Annotated in this window: 27 protein-coding genes; 13 read left to right on the top strand and 14 right to left on the bottom strand. The window is 65.7% G+C overall.

Translation table 11 applies throughout. The features are described from left to right. Positions 1–74: 74 nt before the first annotated feature. Positions 75–1,442, bottom strand: coding sequence for a 2-oxoadipate dioxygenase/decarboxylase HglS (gene hglS / locus AC3IRM_RS14405; protein ID WP_489203766.1), 1,368 nt, complete (start codon positions 1,440–1,442; stop codon positions 75–77). Positions 1,443–1,624: 182 nt separating this feature from the next. Between hglS and AC3IRM_RS14400 the strand changes: the two genes are divergently transcribed. Then, a complete protein-coding gene (locus tag AC3IRM_RS14400) occupies positions 1,625–2,050 on the top strand; it encodes a hypothetical protein (RefSeq protein ID WP_489203765.1) in 426 nt (141 codons plus the stop codon). 7 nt (positions 2,051–2,057) lie between these two features. Here AC3IRM_RS14400 and AC3IRM_RS14395 read toward each other — a convergent pair whose 3' ends face one another. The 7 genes from AC3IRM_RS14395 to AC3IRM_RS14365 form a co-directional block, all read right to left on the bottom strand. After that, positions 2,058–3,419, bottom strand: coding sequence for a leucyl aminopeptidase family protein (locus AC3IRM_RS14395; protein WP_489203763.1), 1,362 nt, complete (start codon positions 3,417–3,419; stop codon positions 2,058–2,060). A 13-nt stretch (positions 3,420–3,432) separates the two neighbouring features. Continuing rightward, positions 3,433–4,146 (bottom strand): HAD family hydrolase, encoded by a 714-nt coding sequence (locus AC3IRM_RS14390; protein ID WP_489203762.1) that lies wholly within the window; start codon positions 4,144–4,146, stop codon positions 3,433–3,435. An 80-nt stretch (positions 4,147–4,226) separates the two neighbouring features. Then, positions 4,227–5,348 (bottom strand): AI-2E family transporter, encoded by a 1,122-nt coding sequence (locus AC3IRM_RS14385; RefSeq protein WP_489203761.1) that lies wholly within the window; start codon positions 5,346–5,348, stop codon positions 4,227–4,229. Between the two features lie 34 nt (positions 5,349–5,382). After that, a complete protein-coding gene (locus AC3IRM_RS14380; RefSeq protein WP_489203760.1) occupies positions 5,383–5,991 on the bottom strand; it encodes a hypothetical protein in 609 nt (202 codons plus the stop codon). After that, a complete protein-coding gene (locus tag AC3IRM_RS14375; RefSeq protein WP_489203759.1) occupies positions 5,988–6,500 on the bottom strand; it encodes a phage holin family protein in 513 nt (170 codons plus the stop codon). Before AC3IRM_RS14375 ends, AC3IRM_RS14380 begins: the two co-directional genes overlap by 4 nt. Positions 6,501–6,523: 23 nt before the next feature. Beyond that, a complete protein-coding gene (locus AC3IRM_RS14370) occupies positions 6,524–6,880 on the bottom strand; it encodes a hypothetical protein (protein ID WP_310156070.1) in 357 nt (118 codons plus the stop codon). Between the two features lie 62 nt (positions 6,881–6,942). Further along, on the bottom strand, positions 6,943–8,370 hold the full coding sequence (locus AC3IRM_RS14365) for a Do family serine endopeptidase (RefSeq protein WP_489203757.1): 1,428 nt from the start codon (positions 8,368–8,370) through the stop codon (positions 6,943–6,945). 520 nt (positions 8,371–8,890) lie between these two features. Here AC3IRM_RS14365 and AC3IRM_RS14360 point away from each other — a divergent pair. The 7 genes from AC3IRM_RS14360 to AC3IRM_RS14330 all read left to right on the top strand — a co-directional run bounded on the left by AC3IRM_RS14360 (position 8,891) and on the right by AC3IRM_RS14330 (position 15,942). Beyond that, on the top strand, positions 8,891–11,041 hold the full coding sequence (locus AC3IRM_RS14360) for an adenosylcobalamin-dependent ribonucleoside-diphosphate reductase (protein ID WP_489203755.1): 2,151 nt from the start codon (positions 8,891–8,893) through the stop codon (positions 11,039–11,041). Between the two features lie 167 nt (positions 11,042–11,208). Next, complete coding sequence (locus tag AC3IRM_RS14355) at positions 11,209–11,889, top strand: hypothetical protein (protein WP_489203754.1); 681 nt, start codon at positions 11,209–11,211, stop codon at positions 11,887–11,889. A 228-nt stretch (positions 11,890–12,117) separates the two neighbouring features. Then, positions 12,118–12,936 carry a TSCPD domain-containing protein gene (locus AC3IRM_RS14350; RefSeq protein ID WP_489205936.1) on the top strand — a complete coding sequence of 273 codons (819 nt, stop codon included), beginning with the start codon at positions 12,118–12,120 and terminating at the stop codon, positions 12,934–12,936. Positions 12,937–13,041: 105 nt separating this feature from the next. Beyond that, on the top strand, positions 13,042–13,353 hold the full coding sequence (locus AC3IRM_RS14345; RefSeq protein ID WP_489203753.1) for a hypothetical protein: 312 nt from the start codon (positions 13,042–13,044) through the stop codon (positions 13,351–13,353). Beyond that, complete coding sequence (locus AC3IRM_RS14340) at positions 13,350–13,640, top strand: hypothetical protein (protein WP_489203752.1); 291 nt, start codon at positions 13,350–13,352, stop codon at positions 13,638–13,640. The genes AC3IRM_RS14345 and AC3IRM_RS14340 overlap by 4 nt, the downstream gene beginning before the upstream one ends. Positions 13,641–13,826: 186 nt before the next feature. Continuing rightward, the gene (locus tag AC3IRM_RS14335) at positions 13,827–15,230 is read left to right on the top strand and encodes a hypothetical protein (RefSeq protein WP_489203751.1); all 1,404 of its coding nucleotides are present in this window, start codon (positions 13,827–13,829) and stop codon (positions 15,228–15,230) included. Between the two features lie 358 nt (positions 15,231–15,588). Next, the gene (locus AC3IRM_RS14330; RefSeq protein WP_489203750.1) at positions 15,589–15,942 is read left to right on the top strand and encodes an FKBP-type peptidyl-prolyl cis-trans isomerase; all 354 of its coding nucleotides are present in this window, start codon (positions 15,589–15,591) and stop codon (positions 15,940–15,942) included. Positions 15,943–16,024: 82 nt separating this feature from the next. Here the strand turns inward: AC3IRM_RS14330 and AC3IRM_RS14325 are convergent, their stop codons facing one another. The 3 genes from AC3IRM_RS14325 to AC3IRM_RS14315 all read right to left on the bottom strand — a co-directional run bounded on the left by AC3IRM_RS14325 (position 16,025) and on the right by AC3IRM_RS14315 (position 17,799). Then, positions 16,025–16,222, bottom strand: a complete 198-nt coding sequence (locus tag AC3IRM_RS14325) for a hypothetical protein (protein ID WP_489203749.1) — start codon at positions 16,220–16,222, stop codon at positions 16,025–16,027. Between the two features lie 311 nt (positions 16,223–16,533). Then, positions 16,534–17,391: a cyclic di-GMP-binding domain-containing protein, MshE-related gene (locus AC3IRM_RS14320; protein ID WP_489203748.1), complete on the bottom strand. Its 858-nt coding sequence runs from the start codon at positions 17,389–17,391 to the stop codon at positions 16,534–16,536. Positions 17,392–17,430: 39 nt separating this feature from the next. Further along, entirely contained in the window at positions 17,431–17,799 is a 369-nt protein-coding gene (locus tag AC3IRM_RS14315; RefSeq protein WP_489203746.1) for a response regulator, read from the bottom strand. A gap of 258 nt (positions 17,800–18,057) precedes the next feature. On the opposite strand from AC3IRM_RS14315, the gene AC3IRM_RS14310 reads away from it, so the two are divergent. From AC3IRM_RS14310 to AC3IRM_RS14295, 4 genes are all read left to right on the top strand, one after another. Beyond that, the gene (locus tag AC3IRM_RS14310) at positions 18,058–18,498 is read left to right on the top strand and encodes a BON domain-containing protein (RefSeq protein ID WP_489203745.1); all 441 of its coding nucleotides are present in this window, start codon (positions 18,058–18,060) and stop codon (positions 18,496–18,498) included. Positions 18,499–18,760: 262 nt separating this feature from the next. Continuing rightward, on the top strand, positions 18,761–19,153 hold the full coding sequence (locus AC3IRM_RS14305; RefSeq protein WP_489203743.1) for a VOC family protein: 393 nt from the start codon (positions 18,761–18,763) through the stop codon (positions 19,151–19,153). A gap of 145 nt (positions 19,154–19,298) precedes the next feature. Continuing rightward, positions 19,299–19,664, top strand: a complete 366-nt coding sequence (locus AC3IRM_RS14300; RefSeq protein WP_489203742.1) for a hypothetical protein — start codon at positions 19,299–19,301, stop codon at positions 19,662–19,664. A gap of 194 nt (positions 19,665–19,858) precedes the next feature. After that, positions 19,859–20,167 (top strand): hypothetical protein, encoded by a 309-nt coding sequence (locus AC3IRM_RS14295; RefSeq protein ID WP_489203741.1) that lies wholly within the window; start codon positions 19,859–19,861, stop codon positions 20,165–20,167. Between the two features lie 25 nt (positions 20,168–20,192). On the opposite strand, the gene AC3IRM_RS14290 is transcribed toward AC3IRM_RS14295, so the two are convergent. Then, positions 20,193–20,954 carry a nuclear transport factor 2 family protein gene (locus tag AC3IRM_RS14290; protein WP_489203740.1) on the bottom strand — a complete coding sequence of 254 codons (762 nt, stop codon included), beginning with the start codon at positions 20,952–20,954 and terminating at the stop codon, positions 20,193–20,195. A 222-nt stretch (positions 20,955–21,176) separates the two neighbouring features. Here AC3IRM_RS14290 and AC3IRM_RS14285 point away from each other — a divergent pair, with 222 nt between their 5' ends. Next, positions 21,177–21,680: a hypothetical protein gene (locus AC3IRM_RS14285; RefSeq protein WP_489203739.1), complete on the top strand. Its 504-nt coding sequence runs from the start codon at positions 21,177–21,179 to the stop codon at positions 21,678–21,680. A 49-nt stretch (positions 21,681–21,729) separates the two neighbouring features. Here the strand turns inward: AC3IRM_RS14285 and AC3IRM_RS14280 are convergent, their stop codons facing one another. Further along, positions 21,730–21,981 carry a hypothetical protein gene (locus AC3IRM_RS14280; RefSeq protein ID WP_489203738.1) on the bottom strand — a complete coding sequence of 84 codons (252 nt, stop codon included), beginning with the start codon at positions 21,979–21,981 and terminating at the stop codon, positions 21,730–21,732. Continuing rightward, positions 21,981–22,694 (bottom strand): pseudouridine synthase, encoded by a 714-nt coding sequence (locus AC3IRM_RS14275; RefSeq protein ID WP_489203737.1) that lies wholly within the window; start codon positions 22,692–22,694, stop codon positions 21,981–21,983. The genes AC3IRM_RS14280 and AC3IRM_RS14275 overlap by 1 nt, the downstream gene beginning before the upstream one ends. Between the last annotated feature and the right edge of the window lie 48 nt (positions 22,695–22,742).

The raw sequence follows: 22,742 nt of genomic DNA, 5'->3' as shown, positions 1-22,742 counted from the left end.
TGACTCCTTCCCCCGCCTGCGGGGGAAGGTTGGGATGGGCGTAAAGGGTCAGGGCGCGGAGGGCTGAAAGCGACTCAGCCTCCCAGCCCTACCGCCACCAGCGAATCCCGCTCGATCCGCGCATAGATCCCGAATTCGTCATGCACCCGCGCACCGAGCGCGGCCTCGAACGCGTCGCGGTTCGCCTGCGCGGCATACGCGCGCTGTTCGCCGCCGCCGAGGTTCGACTGGAAGATGCCGGCCGCGCTGACCGGCAGAAAATCCTCGTAGACCACCGGGTCGGCCGTCACCAGGCCTGCTGTGATCGCATCGTCGACGCTGCCGCGCGCGACGGCCGATGGATCCGCGCGTCCCGCATCGGTCAATGCGTAGCGGTAATAGCCGAGTCCTTCGCGACGCAGCGTGTCGTCGTCGTCCGGAAAGTCGGCAAATGCCGCGGCCAGGCGCGCGGCGTAATCGCCGGTGCTGCCTGCGCCATCCGACTCGCGTGCACGCGCGAGCAGGCTGTCGTAGAGCGCGCGGCCCTTGGGTGTCAGCGCGAGGCCGCGCTGTTCGATCTCGCCGAAGCGCGCGGTGTGCGTGCCGGCGTCGGCGCTGTCGCCGGCGGGAAACAGCACCGGTTCCTGCAGCGCCTTGAAGCTGGTCTGGCGCAGCAGGATCGGGCAGCGGCGACGCGGTGGGCCTTCGATGACGGCTTTCGCGTCGATGCCGCGCGCCTGCATCGCGGCCTGCGCGGCGTCGATGTCGAGCGTGCGCGGGGTGAGATGGTTGATGTGCGGACCGCGGAAGCAGACCACGTCGGCAATCAGGCGATGCGCCGACAACAGCGCCTGGTAGGTCGCGTGCGAGACGGTGGCCTCGCTGTGCCAGCGGAAGGTCTCCAGCGCCTGCGCGACGAACTCGGCGGCTTCTTCGGCATTCAAGCCGCCGGCCTGCTCGAAGCGCTCGATCAATGCCAGCGCGCGCGGGGTGAAGATCTCGCGCGCGTCGAGAATCGCGGCGGCTTCCTCGCGCAGCGCGGCGTCCTCGATCAGTTCCAGCCGCAGCAGCGAGGTGAACACCCGGAACGGGTTGCGCGCGAGCGCGGCAGCCTCGACCGGGCGGAACGCGGTCGCATGTACCGGCACGCCGGCGACGGCGAGGTCGTAGTAGCCCACCGGCTGCATGCCCATCACCGCGAACAGCCGCCGCAGCGTCGACAGCTCGCGCGGCGTGCCGACACGGATCGCGCCATGACGTTCCGCGTCCAGCCGGTCGAGCGCATCGCTGCGCTGCAGGCGCGCGGCCAGCGAGGGATCATCGGTCAGCGTCGCGGCGTTCACCCCCGACACCAGTTCCATCAGCGTGCCGTACAGCGGCACCTCGTCGCGGTACATGCGCGACATCGCCTGCGCGAACAGGCTGCGGATCTCGTCGGGGGACAGCTGCGTCGAAACGTTCATCGGGGACCGGGTGGAGGACCGGGGCGTTTCCCGGCGAAGCGCGTATTTTCGCCTGCCGGCGGCGGCTTCGGGAACTTCGCATGCAGCAGCGTGGTGTCCGCTTCAGGCGCCGGCCTTCGGACGGAGCGGTGCGCCCTCGCTGCTACGCTATGCCGCTGTTGCCGCAGACCAAGGACCACCCGATGCAGACCCGAATGCCGCTGGGCGCCCGTGTGGTCGCGCTGACCGCGCTGTTGTGGAACCTGTTCGGCCTGCTGGTGTTCGCGCTGCAGATGTCGATGACGCCCGAGCAGCGCGCTGCCTTGCCGCTGGACCAGCAGCAGATCAACGCGGCGATGCCGTTGTGGATCTACGGGCTGTTCGGGCTGGCGACGCTGGCGGGATCGGCCGGTTCGGTCGCGCTGCTGTTCGCGCGCCGCTGGGCAGAGCCGATGTTGCGGGTGTCACTCGTCGCGATCGTCGTGCAGATGGTCGCCAGCTATGCGTTGACGCCGGTCTGGTCGCTGACCGGCATGCGCGGCCTGGGCCTGCCGCTGCTGCTGGTCCTGGTCGTCGCGGCGATGTGGCTGTTCGCGCGTGGCGCCACCCGTCGCGGCTGGCTGCGCTGACGCCGTCTCAGGCGCGCGACTTCAGCATCGCCCACGCCGCACGCAGGCCCAGCGCCTCGCCACCCTGCGGATGGCCCGCGCGGCTGCTGTCGTTCCAGGCATAGGTGTCGAGGTGCGCCCACGGCGTGTCCGCCGGCACGAAGCGCTCGAGATACAACGCCGCGGTCACCGAGCCGGCCATGCGTGAGCCGGCATTGGCGATGTCGGCGATGCCGCTGGTGAGATAGCGCAGGTAGGGCCGCCACAACGGCATGCGCCACACCGGGTCGCGCGTCGCCTCGCCGCCGGCGATCCAGGCATTCGCCAGTGCGTCGTCGTTGCAGAACAGCGCCGGCAGATCCGGGCCCAGTGCGATACGCGCAGCGCCGGTGAGCGTGGCGAAATCGAGAATCGCATCCGGCGACTGCTCGCCGGCGAACGTCAGCGCATCGCACAACACCAGGCGGCCTTCGGCGTCGGTGTTGTCGATCTCGACGCTGATGCCCTTGCGCGTGGCGATGACTTCGCCCGGACGGAACGCATCCGGGCCGATCGCGTTCTCCACCGCCGGCACCAGCAAGGTGATGCGCAGCGGCAGTTTGCGCGCCATCACCAGTTCGGCCAGCGCGATCGCATGCGCCGCGCCGCCCATGTCCTTCTTCATATTGCGCATGCCGTCGGCCGGCTTGATGTCGAGCCCGCCGGTGTCGAAGCACACGCCCTTGCCGACGATCGCGACATGCGGATGCGCCGCGTCGCCCCACGTCAGATGCAGCAGGCGCGGCGCGCGATGCGAAGCGCGGCCGACCGCGTGGATCGCGGGAAAGTTCTGTTCGAGCAGTGCATCCCCGGCGATGCTCTCGAAGCGCGCGCCGTGTGCTTCCGCGATCTCGCGCACCACGGCTTCCATCTGTTCGGGGCCCATGTGCTCGGTCGGCGTGTTGACCAGATCGCGCACGCGCGTGGTCGCGGCGATCACGTCCACGGCTTCTGCATCGGGCGCATCGACCGCCAAGCGCGCCGGCCTGCGCGCCGTCGTCTTGTAGCGGGTGAAGCGGTACGCGCCCAGGCCCCAGCCCAGCTGCAGCGTCGCCGCGTCATGCGCGCCGGCCACGCGCCAGTCGCCTTCCGGCAGGCCGTAGACCGCATGCGCGTAGCTGTCGGGATCGCGTGCGTCGCCGATGCCGATCACTGCGCCTTCGAGACCGCCATCGCCCGGCAACAGGGCCAGCGCACCCGGGGCCGCGTCGAAGGCCTGCGCATCGAGCCAGGCCTGCACCGACGCCGGCCGCGTGTCGCGCCAGGCGGCATACCCGTCGCGAGAGACGATGTGCAGCGGACGTGCGTCCTGCGAGGCGGTGGCGAAGAGGTCGGTCGTGGTGTCGGTCATGGGAAAGCCTGTGTCAGATGCGGTCGGCGATGGTCGGGCCGGCATCGAGCCAGTCGGCGAGCGCGGTGAGCGTGTCGAATTCGAGATCGGGCGCGAGCGTCGGATGTTCCCAGCGCCGGTCTTCGCGGTTGATCCAGCAGGTGCGCAGTCCCGCACGCGCGGCGCCGGCGACATCCATCTCGATGTGGTCGCCGACGTGCAGTACGTCGCCATGCGAGCAACCCAGCCGGTCGCAGGCGGCGTGGAAGATGCTCGCATCCGGCTTGGCCACGCCGTGTTCGCGCGAGCCGAGGGTGAACGCGAACAGATGGCCGATGCCGACGCGGTCGAGATCCGCGTTGCCGTTGGTCACCGCCGCCACCGGCACCTGCGCTGCGATGCGTTCGAGTGCGGCGAGGCTGTCGGGGTAGTACTCGACCTTGTTGCGCTCGGCGTAGAACACCTCGTACGCCGCATCCAGCAGGCCCGGATCACCGCCGCTGTCGCGCAGCGCGTGTTCGATGGTGAGCTGGCGCAGCGCGGACAGGTCGTGCATCAGGTGCGCGTTCTCGGCGAACACCCGCGTCCGCAGATCGCGCATCTTCTCGATCGGATACATGTCCGCGGTTGCGGGACTGTGCTCGCGCAGGAAGGCATCCAGAGTCTGTTCGACCCGCGCGCCGATCGGCGCGAACGGCCAGAGGGTGTCGTCGAGATCGAGGGTGATGGCGCGGATCGGAAACGTCATGCGGGCATTGTAACGAGTGCCCCCGTCGCCCCCGCGGAACGGCGCGTCCCGTAACGGACGCGCAGCGTCGGCCGGCCGGTTCAGCCCAGCAACCGTGCCCAGCCGTCGAAGCCTTCCACGCGCTGCAGTACCAGTTTCACGCAGACCAGCAGCGGCACGGCGAGCAGCAGGCCGATGAGGCCCCACATCCAGCCGAACACCAGCAGCGCCAGCACCAGCAGCAGCGGCGACAGCGCCATGCGCCGGCCGAGCACAATCGGGGTCACGAACTGGCCTTCGATGGTGTGCAGCAGCAGGTAGATCGCCGCCGGCACCAGCGGCGCCCAGGCGGCCGTGGGCCACGCGCCGTCGTAGCTGATGAAGCCCATCAGCAGCATCAGCAGCAGGCCGATCAGCGGGCCCACGTACGGCGCGAAGTTGAGCAGCGCGACCAACGTGCCCCACAGCAGGGCGTCCTGCAGGGCGAACCCCATCCACAGCAGTACACCGGCAAAGGTCGCCCCGAGCAGGGTGTTGATGATGGAGATCGTCAGGACGTAGCGCGAGATCTCGCGTTCGATCGACTGCATGATGTCGACCGTGAGCTTGCGGCGTTGCCGGTCGGGCAGCAGCGCGATCGCATTGCGCTGCAGGTTTTCGCCGTAGACCATGAAGAAGAACGTCAGCAGCACCACCGCCAGCACCGAAGCGAGCATCTTCGGCGTGGCCACCAGCGTGCGCCACGAGGCGTTGTCCTGGATCTCGACCAGCTGCACGCGCCGCTGCGGCCTGTTCTCGGTCGCCCGCGCGAAGGATTCGGCCGCCTGGTTGGCCTGATGCACCGGCTGCGTCATCGACTGCAGTCGCGGCGCCAGCGTGCGGAGTTGCTTGGGCGCCTGCTGCACCCACTCGCTGGCCGGTCCATAGAGCTGCACGCCGAGTGTGCCGGCTGCCACCAGGCCGGCCGACAGCACCAGCAGTGCGCCGAGGAAACGTGGAATCCACAGCCGACGCAGTGCACGCAACACGGGATTGCCGACGAGCGCGAAGAACATCGCCAGCAGCACCGGCAGAAACACGCCCTGCGCGGCCCACAGCGTCACCAGCACCGCGAGTGTGCTCAGTACCACCAGCGCGGTGGACGCGCGCGGCCGCGGCTCGACCGGCGTCGGGACGGGAAGCGGCGCGTCGTCGTCCGGCGGCGGTACGGTGGGCACACTCATCGCGATGATTCCAGGCGGCCCGGGAGGCGGGCGCTCAGCGTCCGGATTCCGACAGTTCCGTAGCGGCTTCGGCGGGGCGCGGCTGTTCCGACAACACCGGGTCGGGGCGGCCGCGATCAGTGCGCGGCATCGACGCATCGACCGCAGGCGTGGCGCCCGACTGGGTCTGGCCGCCCGTGCGCTGTTGCTGCGTCGCGTCGGAGGCGGACTGTTGCACCTGCACGGCTGCCGCAGCGCCTGCAGCAGCGGCCGCCTGCGTGCCTGCGACGCCACCGGTCTTCGCGGCGACATTGTCGGCCGCTTCGTCGGCGGTCTGCGCCGCGTCGTCCGCCGTCTCGGCGGCTTTCTCGGCAGTGGCCGCTGCGACCGTCGCCTGGACCGAGGTCAACAGGCCGGACAACGCACTGAGCAACTGGATCGACTTCGGGCCGCCCAGTTTGCCGAGACGCGTCAGTGCGCGACGCGGCTCCAGGTGTCCGGTCGCGAACCCCATCACCAGACCCGCGATCACGATGCGCGGTGGCGTCCAGGCTTCGCGCCAGCTGACGCTCAGCGCGCGGTAGCGATCGGTGGTCTGCACCACGCGTCCGTCGACCAGGGTCTCGGCACGCTCGACGCGGTTCTTGAGGCCTTCGAAATTCATGGCGTCTTCGCCTTGTCTGATGCGCGCGCTGGCAGGGACGTGTCGTCCTCGTCCTCGTCGTCATGCCCGGCTTCGGAGAACAGGCCCAGACGCGAAAGCTGACGACGCGTGGCATGCATGCCGGCGTAATCGAAGAACACCGAGACACGCCAGGCGGCGATCGCGGTGACGATCAGGCTGATCAGGGTCGCGATGGAGATCGACGCCAGCCACGACAGGCCCCACGACTGCAGCAAGGCAATCGCCGCGCCCATCGCCAGCAGCCACGCCGATGCGCCGAACACCACCGACACCGCCGACCACGCCAGCGCTCGCCCGAGCGCACTGCGCGACAACGCGAAGTCGGCCGCGACCAGCTTGCGCAAAGCGCGGCCGCTGTCGAGTCCGGAGCTGAAGGTTTCAGTGGCCGCCGCACGGATGCGGCGGATGCTTTCGTCGAGGTGTGGTGCTTCGCCGGGCGCACGCTGTGCGCTGCCGGCGGGTTCCTCGCGCGGGTCTTCCCCGGTCACGCGCTCGGTCACGAAACGCGCGCTTACTTGCTGCGCGCGAGCTTGGCGATGATCCAGCCCGCAGCGAACGCGGTGCCGAACGCGGCGATCGGACGCTCGCGGATCAGATCCGCAGCGCTTTCGACCAGGTCACGACCCTTGTCGAGCAGCACGTCGTACTGTTCCTTGGCAGCGGTGCCACCTTCCTCGAACGCGGCGACGCCGGCCATCGCGGAATCGGCGAGGTCGGACTTGACGGTCGCACGGCCGAGCTTGAGCTCGTCGGCGGCCACGCTCGCAGCGTTCTTGACCGCGGCGCCTGCATCGCGGGCGGCCTGGGTCAGGTGCGAACCTGCCTCGCCAAGATGGGTCTTCACCGCGTCGGTCGAAGTGGGGCTCATGGTCGTGCTCCTGTCAGTTGAACGGTGCTGCGCGAGAGGCGCGGCACAAGGGGGGAATCGAGTCAGCGCATGATCACGTCGTTGATGCGTCCACGGCGTGAAATGCGCAGCACCAGATCGCTCGGGCGATCGGCCAGCGAGTCGCGGAAGCCGGCGAGGTCGCGGAACTGCCCGCTGTTCGCCGCGAAGATCAGATCGCCATCGCGCAGACCACTCTGGAACGCGCGGCTGCCCGGTTCCACCTTCTCCACCAGGACGCCACCGGCGCGCTGGTTCTGCCGACGCAGGGCTTCGGGCAGATCGGCGAACAGGGCGCCGGTCAGACGCGCGTCGACGCTGGCGCCGTCGCGTGGCAACGCGGTCAGTCGCGTCTCCACCTTCACGGTGCGGCCGTCGCGCAGCACCTCGAGCGTCACCGGCGTGTCGATCGCCTGCAGGCCCTGGAAATTGCGCAGTGATTCGCTGTTGTCGATGCGCTCGCCGTTCGCCGTGATCACCACGTCGCCGGTCCGCAGGCCGGCGCGCGCTGCCGGCGAGCCGCCGTAGACACGCGTGACCACCGCGCCGCGCGGCGTGTCGAGGCCGAGGCCTTGGGCGATGCGCGCATCCACCGTCTGCGTGTCGATGCCCAGCGTGCCGCGCTGCACGCTGCCGGTCGCCGCCAGCTGGGTCATCACGTTGCGGGCCAGGCCGATCGGAATCGCGAAGCCCAGGCCGATGTTGCCGGCCATGCTGCCGCGCGTATTGAAGCTCGCGGTGTTGATGCCGACCAGCTGGCCGCGCAGGTTGACCAGCGCGCCGCCCGAGTTGCCCGGATTGATCGAGGCATCGGTCTGGATGAAGTTCTGGAAGCCCACGCCCGGCACGTTGCTGCGGCCGACGGCGGAAATGATGCCGGAGGTCACCGTCTGTCCGAAGCCGAACGGGTTACCCACCGCGACGACGAAATCCCCGACCTGCAGGTTCGCATCCTGCGCGAGCGGAATCGCGGTGAGGTTGTCGGCCGTGATCCGCATCAGCGCCACGTCGGTATCGACGTCCGAGCCGATGAAGTCCGCTTTCACCGTGCGGCCGTCGGCCAGCGTCACCGACACGTCGTCCGCGCCTTCGATCACATGGTGGTTGGTCAGCACGTAGCCCTGCTGCGCATCGACGATCACCCCCGAGCCCAGCGACTCGTTCATCCGCTCCTGGTCGAGTTCGGGAAACATGCGGCGGAAGAAGGGATCGTTGCCGAACGGACTCACGCGCACGCGTTGCTTGGCGTGCACCGACACCACTGACGGCGTCACCGTCTTGAGCATCGGCGCCAGCGACGGCAGCGGCGCGCCTTCGACCGCCGCCGGCAATGCGGCCATCGTGGGCACCGCGGCAACAGCGCCCGGTGTGGCACCCGCGGGTTGTTGCACCACGTCGCGGATCGCGGTGGCGGCGAAGCCACCGAACGCGGCGGCGCAGGTCAGGGCGAGGAGGGTGGTCTTGGCGCGCATGGAACGTCCCCTGTCGGCGGTGCGTCGTGGTCGACGCCTGCATGGAAGTGGTTCGACGGGCGACCCTAACGGCTGCCGTCGAGGCGTGCCAGTGTGCGATGCGGCATTTGAATCGGTGTTGAAAGTCGCATTCATCCGCGAGCGGCCCGGCCAACGGGCGCCGCCCGGCGGAGAATCGTCTCCGGACCGGAATTCCGGTTGACACCGGTCCGAGTCCGGGCGTAGCGTGGACCCCCGTTGCCGCCACTACATATTGGGTGTCGGCCCTGGAAATTCCCAACACATGGGGCTTTCAACGGTCAGCGACACTTCGCAGCAAAGGGGATGCACGCGATGGGTTCGAACGTCATGGAACAGACGGCCCCCGGCCGCATCCGGCGATATGCCCGCGCGGTCACCAGTCTTTTGAACGCAGCAGCGATCGGCCGCATCTGATGCGCCGACGGTTCGCGCGCGTCCGCACCACGTACACCACAGGCGACCGGTCCACACCGGCGCGATTCCAGGAGCGCACAGCAGCATGAGTACGGTTCGCCTCGCGGCGGTGAAGTCTGATCCCGGTCCCGACATTCCGATGCAGCCCGCGTCGGACGACATCTGGGACAAGAAGTACCGCCTCAAGACCAAGCAGGGCGTGGCCGTGGATGCCGACATCGACGGCACCTACCAGCGCGTCGCGAAGGCGCTCGCCGAAGCCGAGACCACCGTCGAGAAGCAGCGCCACTGGCACGAGCGCTTCCTGTGGGCGCTGCGCCGCGGTGCGATTCCCGCCGGCCGCATCACGTCCAATGCCGGCGCGCTGGAGCACAAGCCCGCGACCAGCACGATCAACTGCACCGTGTCGGGCACCATCGTCGATTCGATGGACGGCATCCTCGAGAAGGTGCACGAGGCCGGCCTCACGCTGAAGGCCGGTTGCGGCATCGGCTACGAGTTCTCCACGCTGCGGCCCAAGGGCGCGTTCGTCGCCGGCGCCGGTGCGTACACGTCGGGCCCGATGTCCTTCATGGATATCTACGACAAGATGTGTTTCACCGTGTCGTCGGCCGGCGGTCGCCGCGGCGCGCAGATGGGCACCTTCGACGTCAGCCATCCCGACGTGCGCGATTTCATCCGCGCCAAGCGCGAAGACGGCCGCCTGCGCCAGTTCAACCTCTCGCTGCTGATCACCGACGGTTTCATGGAAGCCGTCGACACCGACGCCGACTGGCCGCTGGTGTTTCCGATCAACGAGAAGGAAGCCGCCGATTTCGACCTCGCCGATGCCGAGCAGGTGATCTGGCGCGAATGGCCGCAGACCACCAGCTACGTGTCGCGCGACGACGGCCTCGTCGCCTGCAAGGTCTACGGCAAGGTCCGCGCGCGGCACCTGTGGGACATGATCATGGTCTCGACGTACGACTACGCCGAGCCGGGTTTCATCCTCATCGACCGCGTCAACGAAATGAACAACAACTGGTGGTGCGAGACCATCCGCGCGACCAATCCCTGCGGCGAGCAGCCACTGCCGCCCTACGGCGCCTGCCTGCTGGGCTCGGTCAACCTCACCAAGTTCGTGCGCAAGCCGTTCACCCGCGAAGCGTCATTCGACTGGGAGGAATACAAGGAAGTCGTGCGCGTGTTCACCCGCATGCTCGACAACGTGGTCGAGGTCAACGGCCTGCCGCTGCAGAAGCAGCGCGACGAGATCATGCGCAAGCGCCGCCACGGCATGGGCTTCCTCGGCCTCGGCAGCACCGTGACCATGCTGCAGATGAAGTACGGCGAGCCCGACTCCTGCGAGTTCACCGAGCGCATCGCGCGCGAGATGGCCGTCGCCGGCTGGGAAACGGGTCTGACGCTCGCCCAGGAAAAAGGCCCCGCGCCGATCATGGAGGAGCGTTTCACCGTCACCGCGGCCATGCTGCGCAAGCGCCCGGAAATGGCGGCTGACGGCTGGAAGATCGGCCAGGAGATTCCCGGCAAGGTGCTGCACGCCAGGTACTCGCGCTACATGCAGAAGATCGCCGAGGTCGCGCCCGATCTCGTCGAGCAGCTGGCCGAGTCCGGCGCGCGCTTCACCCACCACAGCTCGATCGCGCCCACCGGCACCATCTCGCTGTCGCTGGCCAACAACGCTTCCAACGGCATCGAGCCGTCCTTCGCGCACCACTACAGCCGCAACGTGATCCGCGAAGGCAAGAAGTCCAAGGAAAAGGTGGACGTCTTCTCGTTCGAGCTGCTGGCCTACCGCGAACTCGTCAATCCGAAGGCCATGCCGTATTCGGAAAATGCCGACGCGCAGCTGCCGGACTACTTCATCGCCGCCGACGACATCACCCCCAAGGCGCATGTCGACGTGCAGGCCGCCGCGCAGAAGTGGGTGGACAGCTCGATCTCCAAGACCGCGAACGTCCCGACGGACTACCCGTACGAGGACTTCAAGGACATCTACCGCTACGCCCACCAGCAGGGCCTCAAGGGCTGCACGACGTTCCGCTTCAACCCCGCCGCGTTCCAGGGCGTGCTGGTGAAGGAGGCGGATCTCGCCGCCACCACCTACCGCTTCGAGCTGGAAGGCGGCGAAGTGCTGGAGGTCGCGGGCAACGAGCAGATCGAATACGACGGCGAGATGCACACCGCCGCCAATCTGTTCGACGCGCTGAAGGAAGGCTATTACGGCAAGTTCTGAGTGTTGTCCCGAAGCGTCGGCGGCAACGCCGGCGCGCACACGGCAGCGCTCGCCGCACTCGCATCACCGCTGCAACCGCAATTGCTGCTCCCCTGTGCACCGGCTTCGCGCTACATTTCCGCCGCGGACGAAGTGCTCCGTAAAGATCACTGACGAGGACACCCATAATGAGTAACGGAAACGGGGTTGCAGACACCCTGACGCACGCCGCCGAAGATGTCGCCGAGAAGGCGAAGGACATCGTCGCCGAGGTCAAGAAACGCGCCAGCGCTGTCGCGAAATCCGCGAAGAAGAGCGCGCAGGATGCCGAGAAGACCGTCACCAAGCGCGTCACCAAGGTGCGCAAGGCCGCGACCAAGCGCGCCGAAACCGCGAGCAAGGCCGTGAGCAAGCGCGTGAGCGCGGTGAAGAAGAAGCTCGCCGCTGCCAAGACCGCCGCCTCGACCGAGATCGCCGCGCTCAAGCGCAAGGGCGCCGGCAAGACCGCCGCGAAGAAGGCGACCAAGAAGACCGCCAAGAAGGCGACGGCGAAGAAGGCCACCGCGAAGAAGGCTGTCGTCAAGAAGTCGGTCGCCAAGAAGGCACCGGCGAAGAAGGCCGCCACCAAGAATGCGGCGACCCGCAAGACCGCCGCCAAGAAGGCCGCGACCACCCGCAAGGTCAACGCGACCAAGAAGACCGTCAAGAAAGCGGTGAAGAAGGTCGCCAAGAAGGCCGCCGCCAAGACCGCGACCGCCAAGCGCAGCGTCGCCGCCCGCAAGGGCGTCGCCAAGAAGGCGGTCAAGACCGCCCAGCGTTCGGTCGCCGCCAAGAAGGGCGCTGCGAAGCGCGCGTCGAAGAAGGCCTGATCCATCTGCTTCAAAGCCGCTCTCTCCATGAGAGAGCGGTCGCTCAAAGCCCCTCTCCCTCCGGGACTACGTGCCCGCCGGGGTAGAGGGGTTGGGGTGAGGGAAGGACGACGTCCCGATCCCGAACCAGGCGCCACCCATCTTTCAGAACATCTGTCGCGACAGATGTCCGTCGCCGCCGAAAGTTTCCCAGCCGTACCGACAACAGCCCCACCCAGGACACCCGCCATGGCCGTCAAGATCGACCGCAAGATCACCGGATACGCCGTCGTCAAACCGGAAGACAAGGCCGTCGAAGCGACGTCCGTCCCGCGCGAAGTCGTCGAGGCGGAACTGCCCAAGGCCGATGTCATCCACATGCACGAGCGCATCGAGCGCCCGGAAGTGCTGATCGGCAGCACCTACAAGATCAAGTCCCCGCTGGTCGAACACGCCATGTATGTGACGATCAACGACATCGTGCTCAACGCCGGCTCCGAGCACGAACAGCGCCGCCCGTTCGAGATCTTCATCAACTCCAAGTCGATGGACCACTTCCAGTGGATCGTCGCGCTGACGCGCATCATGTCTGCCGTGTTCCGCAAGGGCGGCGACGTGACGTTCCTCGTCGAGGAAATGCGCGCCGTGTTCGATCCCAAGGGTGGCTACTTCAAGGCCGGTGGCGTGTACATGCCGTCGCTGGTCGCCGAGCTCGGCATGATCGTCGAGGACCACCTGAAGTCCATCGGCATGATGCACGACCCGGAAATGTCCGACGCCCAGAAAGCCCTGATCGCCGAGAAGCGCAAGCAGATCGCCCAGCGCGAAGGCTCAAAAAAAAACAGTGACGTGAGCCGATCTTCCCCCGCTCCCGCTTCGGCGGGCGAGGGCCGGAGTGAGGGCGCGTTTGCTTCTGCTGACGATCACCCCGAAGACATCGCAATCACCGGCGACGGCGCGAGCTTCCCGCCGTCCGCGACCATGTGCCACAAGTGCAGCACGAAGGCGCTGGTGCTGATGGATGGGTGTGCGACTTGTTTGAACTGTGGGTATTCGAAGTGCGGGTGATTGAATCCTCTACTTCGTACCCCAACCATGTTTTGGTGGCAAATGGCTGATCAATTAATTAGGCAATTACTGGCTAGGCAGTCGTCATCGGGCAATAGGTCTACAGTGCTGCAGCCGCTGTGCTGGCTCATGGCAATATTTCTGGCCAGTGCCGTGGCTTCCAAAGCGACTGGAGCTGATTGGCTGACACTCGCTCTTTTCGTTCTTTTAGTTATTGTTCTAATTTTCACGCTGTTCTTCTATGCATATTTTGCTTTGAAAGACCCTGATTCACTACGCTCCGAAAAGTTTACTTTATCTAAAATGGCGATTGAAAAAAATATAATTGGCGACAGTAGTTCCGGCCTTATCGAGATGGTTGACTCGGAGCCAGTTAACGTTCGTCGCGCCTTGGGTGACCGCGGGGGGGACGCATGAAAAATATTGCGATCAGCTTAAGCAATGGAAACGCAGAAGCACGCAACGTATTGACTGGTTTTGTTACTGCAAAAGGCTGGCCTTATTGGCATTGGATCGATGATCTTTGGATTGTTCAGGTCCCTTCTGATATGACGCCGAAAAGTGTCTATGCCCAGCTCGAAGCCATACCCGTCTTGGCGAAGGCAACTATTCTGGTTTTTGTCCTGAATGGAGATGTTGTTCACTGGGGAAGGGCTGACAAAGCTGCGTGGGATTGGCTCGCACACATTGGCCGCGCCGGCTAAGTATTTAAGTATGAAGAAGTGCTTAATTTGAAGTGGCGGATAATAAATGGCGTTTACAAATGACTTTATTCGCGGCTGCGGGAGCTTCCCTCCTCTGGTGGTCGTGTCTCAATGGGGCAGAAAGAAGGTCTTTAGTGTCTACAGGCGCGTGTTCGCCTGATCGCACCACGGTCACTATAGGCGCGAATGAAGAGATTCTTTGAAAAAGTAAAAGGAATTAATGTGTTGAACAAGGAAAGTATGGCCAGTGTCGGAGATCTCCTTCGGAAGTCATTGCCGTCCGCGCCGGTGTTGATAAATGGATTTGTCAAAGGTGAGGGAAGTCTCTCCCGGTTACTGAAAGGCACTAACGTTAAGAACGTTAGGATTTCGGGTGAGGCGCGTGAATTTTACTCAGTCGATCCTGTTTACATCGATAGGCTCGATTTTTATTCCGACGATCCCGCTAGAATTCTCCTGACTCTCGAAGTGCACGCTGCCGGCATAGATGGTGTTCGGCGAAAGGTGTCGGGGCGTTCGGCTAGTGTAAGTGTGGGCGGTGTCGCGACTAAGATTGTCAGATTCCGAGTTAAGTCTGTATGCGCATCAATTAGTGTTCGCGCTAACGTTATATTCAAATCGCTTGTTGCGACAAACGTAAAAATTTACGGATACTCGTATTCTCAGTTCGATGCTGCTGGAGCCAAGCTTAGTTCGACCCTTGATCTCTTGGAGGATATTGAATCTTATTCGAATGAAAGGAACTCAGTCGCTAATGAGGCTGAGGATCGTGCGGCGGAAGCGAAAGAATTAAAGGCAACGGTCGAGTCGGAAATCGAGATTTTGGAAGAGAAAGTCGAGGATCTTCAGGGGCGGAAAGAAGGGCTAGAGTCAGCGGTTGAAGCGGTAACCAAGGAAAAGGTAGAACTTGAAATTTCCGTTGGAACGCTGAGCGATAAGCTTGCAGCTGCCAAGAACAGCAAGTCGCAACTCGAAAAGGAGTTGGACTCTTTAAACGACAACATAGTCACTCGCAAGAGCGAGCTCGCTCAGTTGGCCAATGATCGGAGTCTTATATCGGATGAATTCAAAGATTACGTGGCCGAGGGAAAGAAGCAGTCGAGGTCGTATGAGTGGTTCTTATATTTCTGCATATTGGTAATCGCGTTCTGCGCTTTTCAGCTTTTTATAGGTGCTAGGAATATTCTTGTCGCCGATGCGGATTCGTATTCGGAGGTTATGGCGATGGTGCTTCAGCGGTTGCCATTTGCTTTGGCGTTAACAGCAGTAGTAGGTGTTTGCTGGAAGCTGGCCGAGATGTTCGTCAAGAGAATTATGACTATCCATTCTCAGCGATTGGGTCTGGCTAGGCTGCTTGTTGTGGCCAAAGACACTGTTAACTCTTCGACGAATGGACTGAACATTCCTGATGAAGTTAAATTTAGAGAGCATATTCGTCTGAAATTTCAGATGCTAAGGAGTCACCTCACGTCGGAGCTAGGAAAGGATTTTGAGTACGATGCTGGCGGGGAGCGCCGAGCGGGCGGCGAGGACGTGGCGGAATCCGCTGGCGGTGACGAGGAAGTTGAGGATGTGAAGCAAGGGAGCTAATGTCATTTATAGGTTGCCTACTTGGTGGATAGCGGTGCCAGCTTCACTTATCGCCGCCGCAATTGACGGCTCGAAATACAAGGAAGGTCTACGCGCTGCATAGACGATCGCTCGCCTGCACTGAGCTTCGCTGCTTTGGAAGCTAAAGGGGACTGGAAGCTAAAGGTGGAAGCTAAAGGGGACGGAGGGAATTATTCGATCCTGGCGGTAGCACGGTCGGGCTGACCTCTGGAATAGAGCGATGAATGCAGGTTGGAACGACAGACGGATCGGGCCGCCGATCAGAGCTCGGTTCCGGATGCCAGACGGCGACCGCTAAACTGCGCGCCCCGTTTACGCATTCGACAAGGATCCCGCCATGACCTCTATCACCACGCCATCCGGCCTGCAGTACGAAGACACCGTCGTCGGCACGGGCAAGGAAGCGCAGCCCGGCCGCAACGTGACCGTGCACTACACGGGCTGGCTGTTCGAGAACGGCGTGCAGGGCGCGAAGTTCGATTCGAGCAAGGATCGCGATGAGCCTTTCATCTTTTCCCTGGGCGGCGGCATGGTCATCAAGGGCTGGGACGAAGGCGTGCAGGGCATGAAGGAAGGCGGCCAGCGCACGCTGATCATCCCGGCCAGCCTCGGTTATGGCGCACGCGGTGCCGGTGGCGTCATCCCCCCCAACGCCACGTTGAAGTTCGAGGTCGAACTGCTGGGCGCCTGAAGCCAGCGGCGCACGTAGACGGCACCAACGGCGGTGAAGGTGCCGGGTGCCCTCGCTCGCAGGGAAGCGCCGCTGCTGCCGGTTATGCGCCGAGCAGCGCCGAGGCGACGAGCCGCGTCACCACGAGCGTGATGACGCCCAGTACCACCCAGAAGCGCAGCTTCTTCGCGCGGGGCTTTCTGTGCTGGTAGACCAGTCCGAAGACCAGCGCCATCAGCGGGACGACCGCGATGATCGCCCATGCCGGATCGATGGAATTCAAGACGTTCACGAGGTCCATCTCCTGGTGGGAGGGTGTCGTCGAGTGCGGGATACCGATTCGACGCGCAGCCAGTCAAGCAGACGGGATCGTGAAAACCATACCGATCGCAGCGCGAGGGATTTGACGGTAGAGCGTCGCGATCGGCGCGAGCGGTGTTCGGCGGCGACGACCTCGATGCAGCGGGCGCCACAGTGATCGCATCGCGCGGCTGACGCGGTGCGCATGCGTCACGGACGGCGCCTGCCATGGCGCGCGTACGGCCTTCGCGCGTCGGCGCGCGGTGCACATGCCTTCGTCGTCCGGATGCGCGAGGCATCCTGACGCGAGGATCAGGCCGGGCGATCCACCAGCAGCACGAAGGCGCCGAGCTGCGTGCCCATGCCGATCGCCAGGCTGCGTGTGGGGTCGGCGGCGAGTGCGGCAGCCGGCACGGTCGCGTCGGGTGGCAGTGCGCGGTAGACGGCGTCGTCATCCGTCATCACGTCGCGGACGAGATAGCCCATCAGCACGTTGACCATCTCGCCCAGGGCGTCGAGCGCAAGGGCGTCGTCGCATTCTTCCGGCGTGATGCCGAGCAGGGCGCAGGCCAGCGCGCGGGCGACTGGCATGTCGGCGGCGAGGGCGATGCCGAACGGATGGTCACCCTGCACCTGCACATGGGCGACGTGGGGCCAGGCGTCGAGGTCGGCCGGCGTCAGTACTTCGGCAGGCACGCACTGGCTGGCGAGCATGCGCGGGAACAATCGTGCACACAGGTCGATCGCGCTGTTGGCGAGCCCGCCCAGTGGATGGTGTTCGATCACGCTCTCGAGTGCGTGCCGGGCCTTCTCCTGATCGGCGCGATGCAGGGCGATCTCCGACTGCAGGCGCGCGGCATCGATGGCGCCCTGTTCCAGCAGCACCTGGCCGAGCATCCGGCGTCCGGTCTTCTGCGCTTCGAGCAGCGCATCGAGGCGGTCCTGATCCAGTACGCCCATCTCCAGCGCGATATCGCCGAAGCGGCGGTCTTCCACGCGCTGGCGCTGCTGGATGCGTCGCGCCTGTGCTTCGTCGAGCCAGCCTTTGCGCACGGCCAGTTCGCCCAGCAACGGGTTGGACGCGCGCTGCGCCTCGATTGCCGCCAACAGCTGCGGCGCGGTGATGACGCCACGTTCCAGCAGGAACTGGCCAAGGAATTTCGCTGCCATCGTGTGCCCTTTATGCAAAAAAGTCGGAGGGATCGCCGCTCAGGCGAGCACTTGGTGGAGCACGCGCTCCATCGCCTCGGGGTCGATGGGCTTCTGCAGGTAGGAACGCGCGCCCAGGCGCAGGCACTGCTCGATGTCGCTCTGTGCGCCGAGCGAGCTGAGGATGACCACGCGGGCCTGCGGATCCACTTCGAGGATGCGGACCAGCGCTTCGCGTCCGTCGCTTTGCGGCATCACCAGGTCCAGCAGCACCAGGTCCGGGCGCAGCGTCTGGTACTGGCTGACCGCCTCCAGGCCGTTTCCGGCTTCGCCGACCACGTCGAACCCGGCGGCGTCCAGTTGCCCGGCCGCCAGCATGCGCAATGCGCGCGAGTCGTCGCACAGCAATACGGTGGGTCGTGCGGTCATCAGGGTCTCCAGGTTGAGGTGTGGTGGTGGTCCGCGGGCCTATCGGCGATAGCGGCCGGAGAACCCAATGCTTGAATGGCATCGCGTGGGCGCTGCGGCGCCGGCGTGACGCGGTCCCAGGTCGCGGATGTGTGCGCGTCTTCGCGCCTGTGTCACGAACCTAAACGTGGCCTTCGATATTCAGGACGTTCCATCACGCCCGCCACGCATCGCACGTCCGACACTCTGCGCCACACCCCAGACGCTGGAGCTTCAAACATGACTTCCAATATCGCCCGTATCCCGCTCGCCATCGCCATGTCCTCCGTGCTGGCGCTTGCCGTTGGTTGTTCGAACGACCGCACCGCCGACGACCAGGCCGCGATGACCCCGGCCAACGAGCCGGCCATGCAGACGCCGCCGCCCGTCACCACGCCGGCCGACACCACCCCGGCGACCGGCATGAACAACGGTATGAACGACGGCATGGATTCCGAGCAGCCGGGCACCGACACCTGGATCACCACCAAGGTGAAGTCCTCGCTGCTGGCCGACTCCGACGTGGCTGGTCTCGACATCAACGTCGAAACCGTCAATGGCGTCGTCACGCTGACCGGTCAGGTCGAGCAGGCCACGCAGGTCACCGAAGCGACGCGCATCGCGCGCGAGATCGAAGGCGTGACCGATGTGGTGACCACCAACCTCACCACGACCCGCTGAGTCCCGAACGCTGCGGATCGGGCCATGCGCCCGGCCCGTAGCTTTCAGTGACGCACGATCGACAGATGCCGCGCACCTCCGGGTGTGCGGCATTTTTTTGGGCGTCGTCCAGCGGTTGCCCTGACGATTTGGGTGCACGGACGTGCGGCATGCCGCGCCGTGCGCCATCGCGTGGCCGTGTGCGGGGTTCGGGCGCCCAGCGATTCCGCGTCCCAACGCGCGGCATACTCGCTGCCATTCCACCCGTCGCAGGAGTCAGTACATGCTCAACCACGTCATGGTCGGTTCGAACGACATCGCACGCTCGAAGCGGTTCTACACCGAAGTGCTGGGCGTGCTCGGCGCGGGCGCGCCGCTGGAGAACCGCGCGGCGTCGGGTCACATGCGGCTGTTCTACCGGCACGACGGCCACACGTTCTGCGTCAGCGAGCCGATCGACGACGCGCCTGCGACGCCCGGCAACGGCGCGACCATCGGCTTCAAATGCGCCTCGCCCGAACAGGTGCAGCAGTTCCACGATGTCGCGGTGGCGGCGGGCGGCGTGTCGATCGAGCAGCCACCGGGCGTGCGTGAAGCGCCGATGGGCACGCTGTACCTCGCCTACGTGCGCGATCCCGACGGCAACAAGCTGTGCGCGATCCATCGGCCGAAGTAGGCAGCGGCCGGACCATTCGCCCGCAGATCTGCGTGTCTGACACCTGCCGCGGGCCTTTGGAGGCGGGCCGCGCGGCGGACGTGATCCGGGCTTAGGATGCGGACATCACCGGCGCCCGGGGGCGCCGCGACTCGAGGAGACCCGCATGCGTCGAATACTGCCGTGGATGCTGGTGTGTCTGATGCCGATGTCGGCGCTGGCCGACGACACCGGTCTGGACGGCGCGTGGACCGTCGATCTGTCCGGCACGCCGGGTGAGGTCTATACGCAGCCGATGGTGCTGGCGCTGGCGGCCGACGGCACGGTAACCGGCAGCTTCTACGGCAGCCCGATCGAGGCGGGCCGCTGGAAGCAGGACCGTGGCCGCCTGTGCGCGAGCTTCCGCACGACCGACGGCGCGGGGCCGTACCACACGGCCGCATGCCTGGACGGCGAGCGCGTCAGCGGCCAGACCTGGGCCGAGCACCGCAACTTCCTGTTCAACTGGAACGCGACGCGGCCGACGCCCTGAGGGTTCGCGACGCTGCGCCCGGCACGCGCGCCCGATGCGTCGGGGGCCTGGCGGGCGACAGCATGGGCGGACATCCCCGGTAGGGGATGAACCGTGGCCGCGCCGCCGCTGCGTCCCGCTGGATTGCCGCCGGGAAATTCCCGTCTGGTGACTGCCGGGCGCATACTGCCGCCCTTCCACCCCCGGCCATCCCCATGATCGATCCGATTCCCCTCGAAGACCTGGCACTTCTGGACGTACTGCAGCAGATCAGTCAGGCCAGCGAGTCGATCCAGGTGGAAACCGAGATGACCCGCCGGCTGGTCGAAAGCGCACTCGTCGAGGAGGATGCGGACGGTCTCCGGCTCACCCATGCGGGCATTGCGTTGTGCAAGTCGCTGCAGCACCGGGTGGCTGCCGACAAGCTGGCCAGCGAGATCATCGACAAGCGCGAAAGCGAAGACGGAAGTACCCCGCCGCTGCCGGGCGAGCGGCCGCCTGCCGAACCGCCGCTGGTCGCGTAAACGCGCGGCGCGGACCGGCGCACGCTCACCGGTCCCGCGTGGCGCGCTCGGTCAGGGCCCCGTTTTCGTAGACGGCCATCGCGCCGGGCGAAGACGCACCCGCTGTTTCGAACTCGAAGCGCAGATCCCGTTCCGTCGCGAAGAAGCGGGTGGCGGATTCCGCGTACAGCACGGTGCTGAAGGCGCCGGCGGTCAACTTGAGATGCTCGCCTTCGACGACGACCGAGATCTCGCCGATGCGCGCCGAGCGATACAGGCCTGCATGGTCGGCGAGTGTCGAAGCCGGCAGCTGGATCGCCTGCGGTGGCGCGTAGGGCGCGGCGCCATGCGCGTAGCTCAGCACGCGATGCATTCGCCAGCGGCCGTCGTGGAACTGCCACAGCGTGGTGAATTCCGCTTGCCCGTCCAGACGCTCGGGCGCATCGCCGCTGCGGACGTGGAAGCGGTGACGCCCCGACAGGATCGCGTAGCCGTCGGCCAGCGGATGGAAGACGAGACTGTCGTCGATGACCTCGCGACGCAGCCGCATGTCGGGCGCCGCGCAAGGGCCGTTGCGCAATGAATCGACGACGCCGGCGCGCGACGTCGTGAGGCCGGTTCTGTCGTGATAGAACTCGACGTCGCCTGTCAGCAGCGCGCCGATGGCCGGCATGTCGCAGACGTTGTAGGCGCGCCAGAACGCGGCATCGGCAGCGCGCACGTCACGTTCGGCATCGGGCGCCTGCGCGGTCGCGACGGCGCAGGTCGCCAGCAGGACGCATGCAGTGGCGAGTCGGGCGATGCCCATATGCGTGAACCGGTGATGTGGGACCGGTCACCGTAGCCGGCTCCGGTGTGTCACGCGTCGCCCGGAAGACACCCTGCCGGATGGCGGCACCGACAGGACGGATGCCGCGACGGCCGCAGCGCAGCGTCGACAGCAGGCCGCACGCATCTGGCCGCTCCCATCCCTTCCTTTGCGTTCTTCCGCACAACGCGCTTTCAATCCAGGAAGCAGGGGGATGCGTCGATGTTCGTTCCGAAATGGTTGCTGGCCATCGCGTTCATCGCCTGGGTCGTACTCGCGGGCTGGACCTGGCTGCTGGGGAGCGGACGCAATCCGTTGCCGTTTCCCGACGGCGGGTCGCGGATCTTCGCGGCGGCCTCGCCGGAGGCCAAAGTGGCGATCGTCGACGTGCTGTCGCGAAACGGGCTGAAAGAACGGTTTCGTGTCGACACCGATGGCGTGCTGCGGTCGATCCTGTTCGACGGCACGATCATCAACTGGTCCGCGCCCGGCGTGACACGCAGGGTGCAGGGCGCGACGTCGGCGATCGGTCTGGTCGCCGACGATCCTCTCGCCAGCGCCGAAGACGCCGCGGCCGTCCTGCGATCGCATGGCTTCAGCGCCGACGTGGTGCAGGACGTGGAACCGGACATGCCGGTCGTGTTCGTGCTGACCGATGCGATGCCGGGCACGGCGCTCAACTTCCGCCGGCACGTGATCCATATGCCGCGACCGGCGCCGCCGTAAGAGGTGGGGCTGGATCGTTTGCGCGCGGATGGCGTGACCGGGTGATGCCCTACGCCTCGGCGTCGATCGCCTCGTCCAGGCGGTCCGACGCCACCATGTAGCCGCCGGCCTCGATCGCATCGCGCACTTCGAACAGCGCGATGCCGAGCGCGTCGAGATCGGGGGCGTCCGCCATGCCGACGATCTGGATGCAGCGGTCGTTGAACCACGTCCAGAACTGGCGATAGGTCTTGCCCTGCCAGTGTTCGTGGCGGATCGCCTGGTAGAGCTCGCCGACGGCGATGGTCAGGTCGTCGCGCATCAGAAGTCCGCCTGGCCGGGCAGCAGGGCGCGCAGTTCGGCATCGGTGAGGTTGCGCCACTGGCCGGGCTTGAGGTGCGCCAGCTTGACCGGGCCGATGCGCACGCGGATCAGCTGCTTCACGCGCAGCTTGAAGTGCGCGGCCATCAGGCGGATCTGCCGGTTGAGGCCCTGGACCAGGATGATGCGGAAGCCGAACTTGCCCAGCGGGCTGGTGCGGCAGGGCAGGGTGGTCTGGCCGTGGATCGGCACGCCGCGCGACATGCCGCGCAGCACCTCCTGGCTCACCGCGTGGTTCACGGTCACCAGATACTCCTTCTCCAGCTTGTTTTCCGCGCGCAGGATCGCGTTGACGATGTCGCCGTTGCTGGTCAGCAGGATCAGGCCTTCGGAATCCTTGTCGAGCCGGCCGATCGGAAAGATCCGCTCGCGATGATCGACGAAGTCGACGATGTTGCCCTTGACCGACGCTTCGGTGGTGCAGGTGATGCCCACCGGCTTGTGCAGTGCGATGTAGACGTGGCGACGCTTGCCGGGCGCGGCGCTGCGTGTCTGCAGGGCCTGACCATCGACCATGACGATGTCGCCCTCGCCGACTTCCGAGCCCACGCGACCGCGGATGCCGTTGACCGTGACCCGGCCCTCGCCGATGAGGCGGTCGGCCTCGCGTCGCGAGCAGAAGCCGGTGTCGCTGATGTGCTTGTTCAGGCGCATGGCCGCGTGCGGTGCCGGTGATCGCGAAGGGCACGCAGTCTGGCAGAT

The sequence above is a fragment of the Luteimonas sp. KH_071 genome, from assembly GCF_057838005.1.
This window is presented reverse-complemented; position numbering and strand designations above follow the sequence as displayed.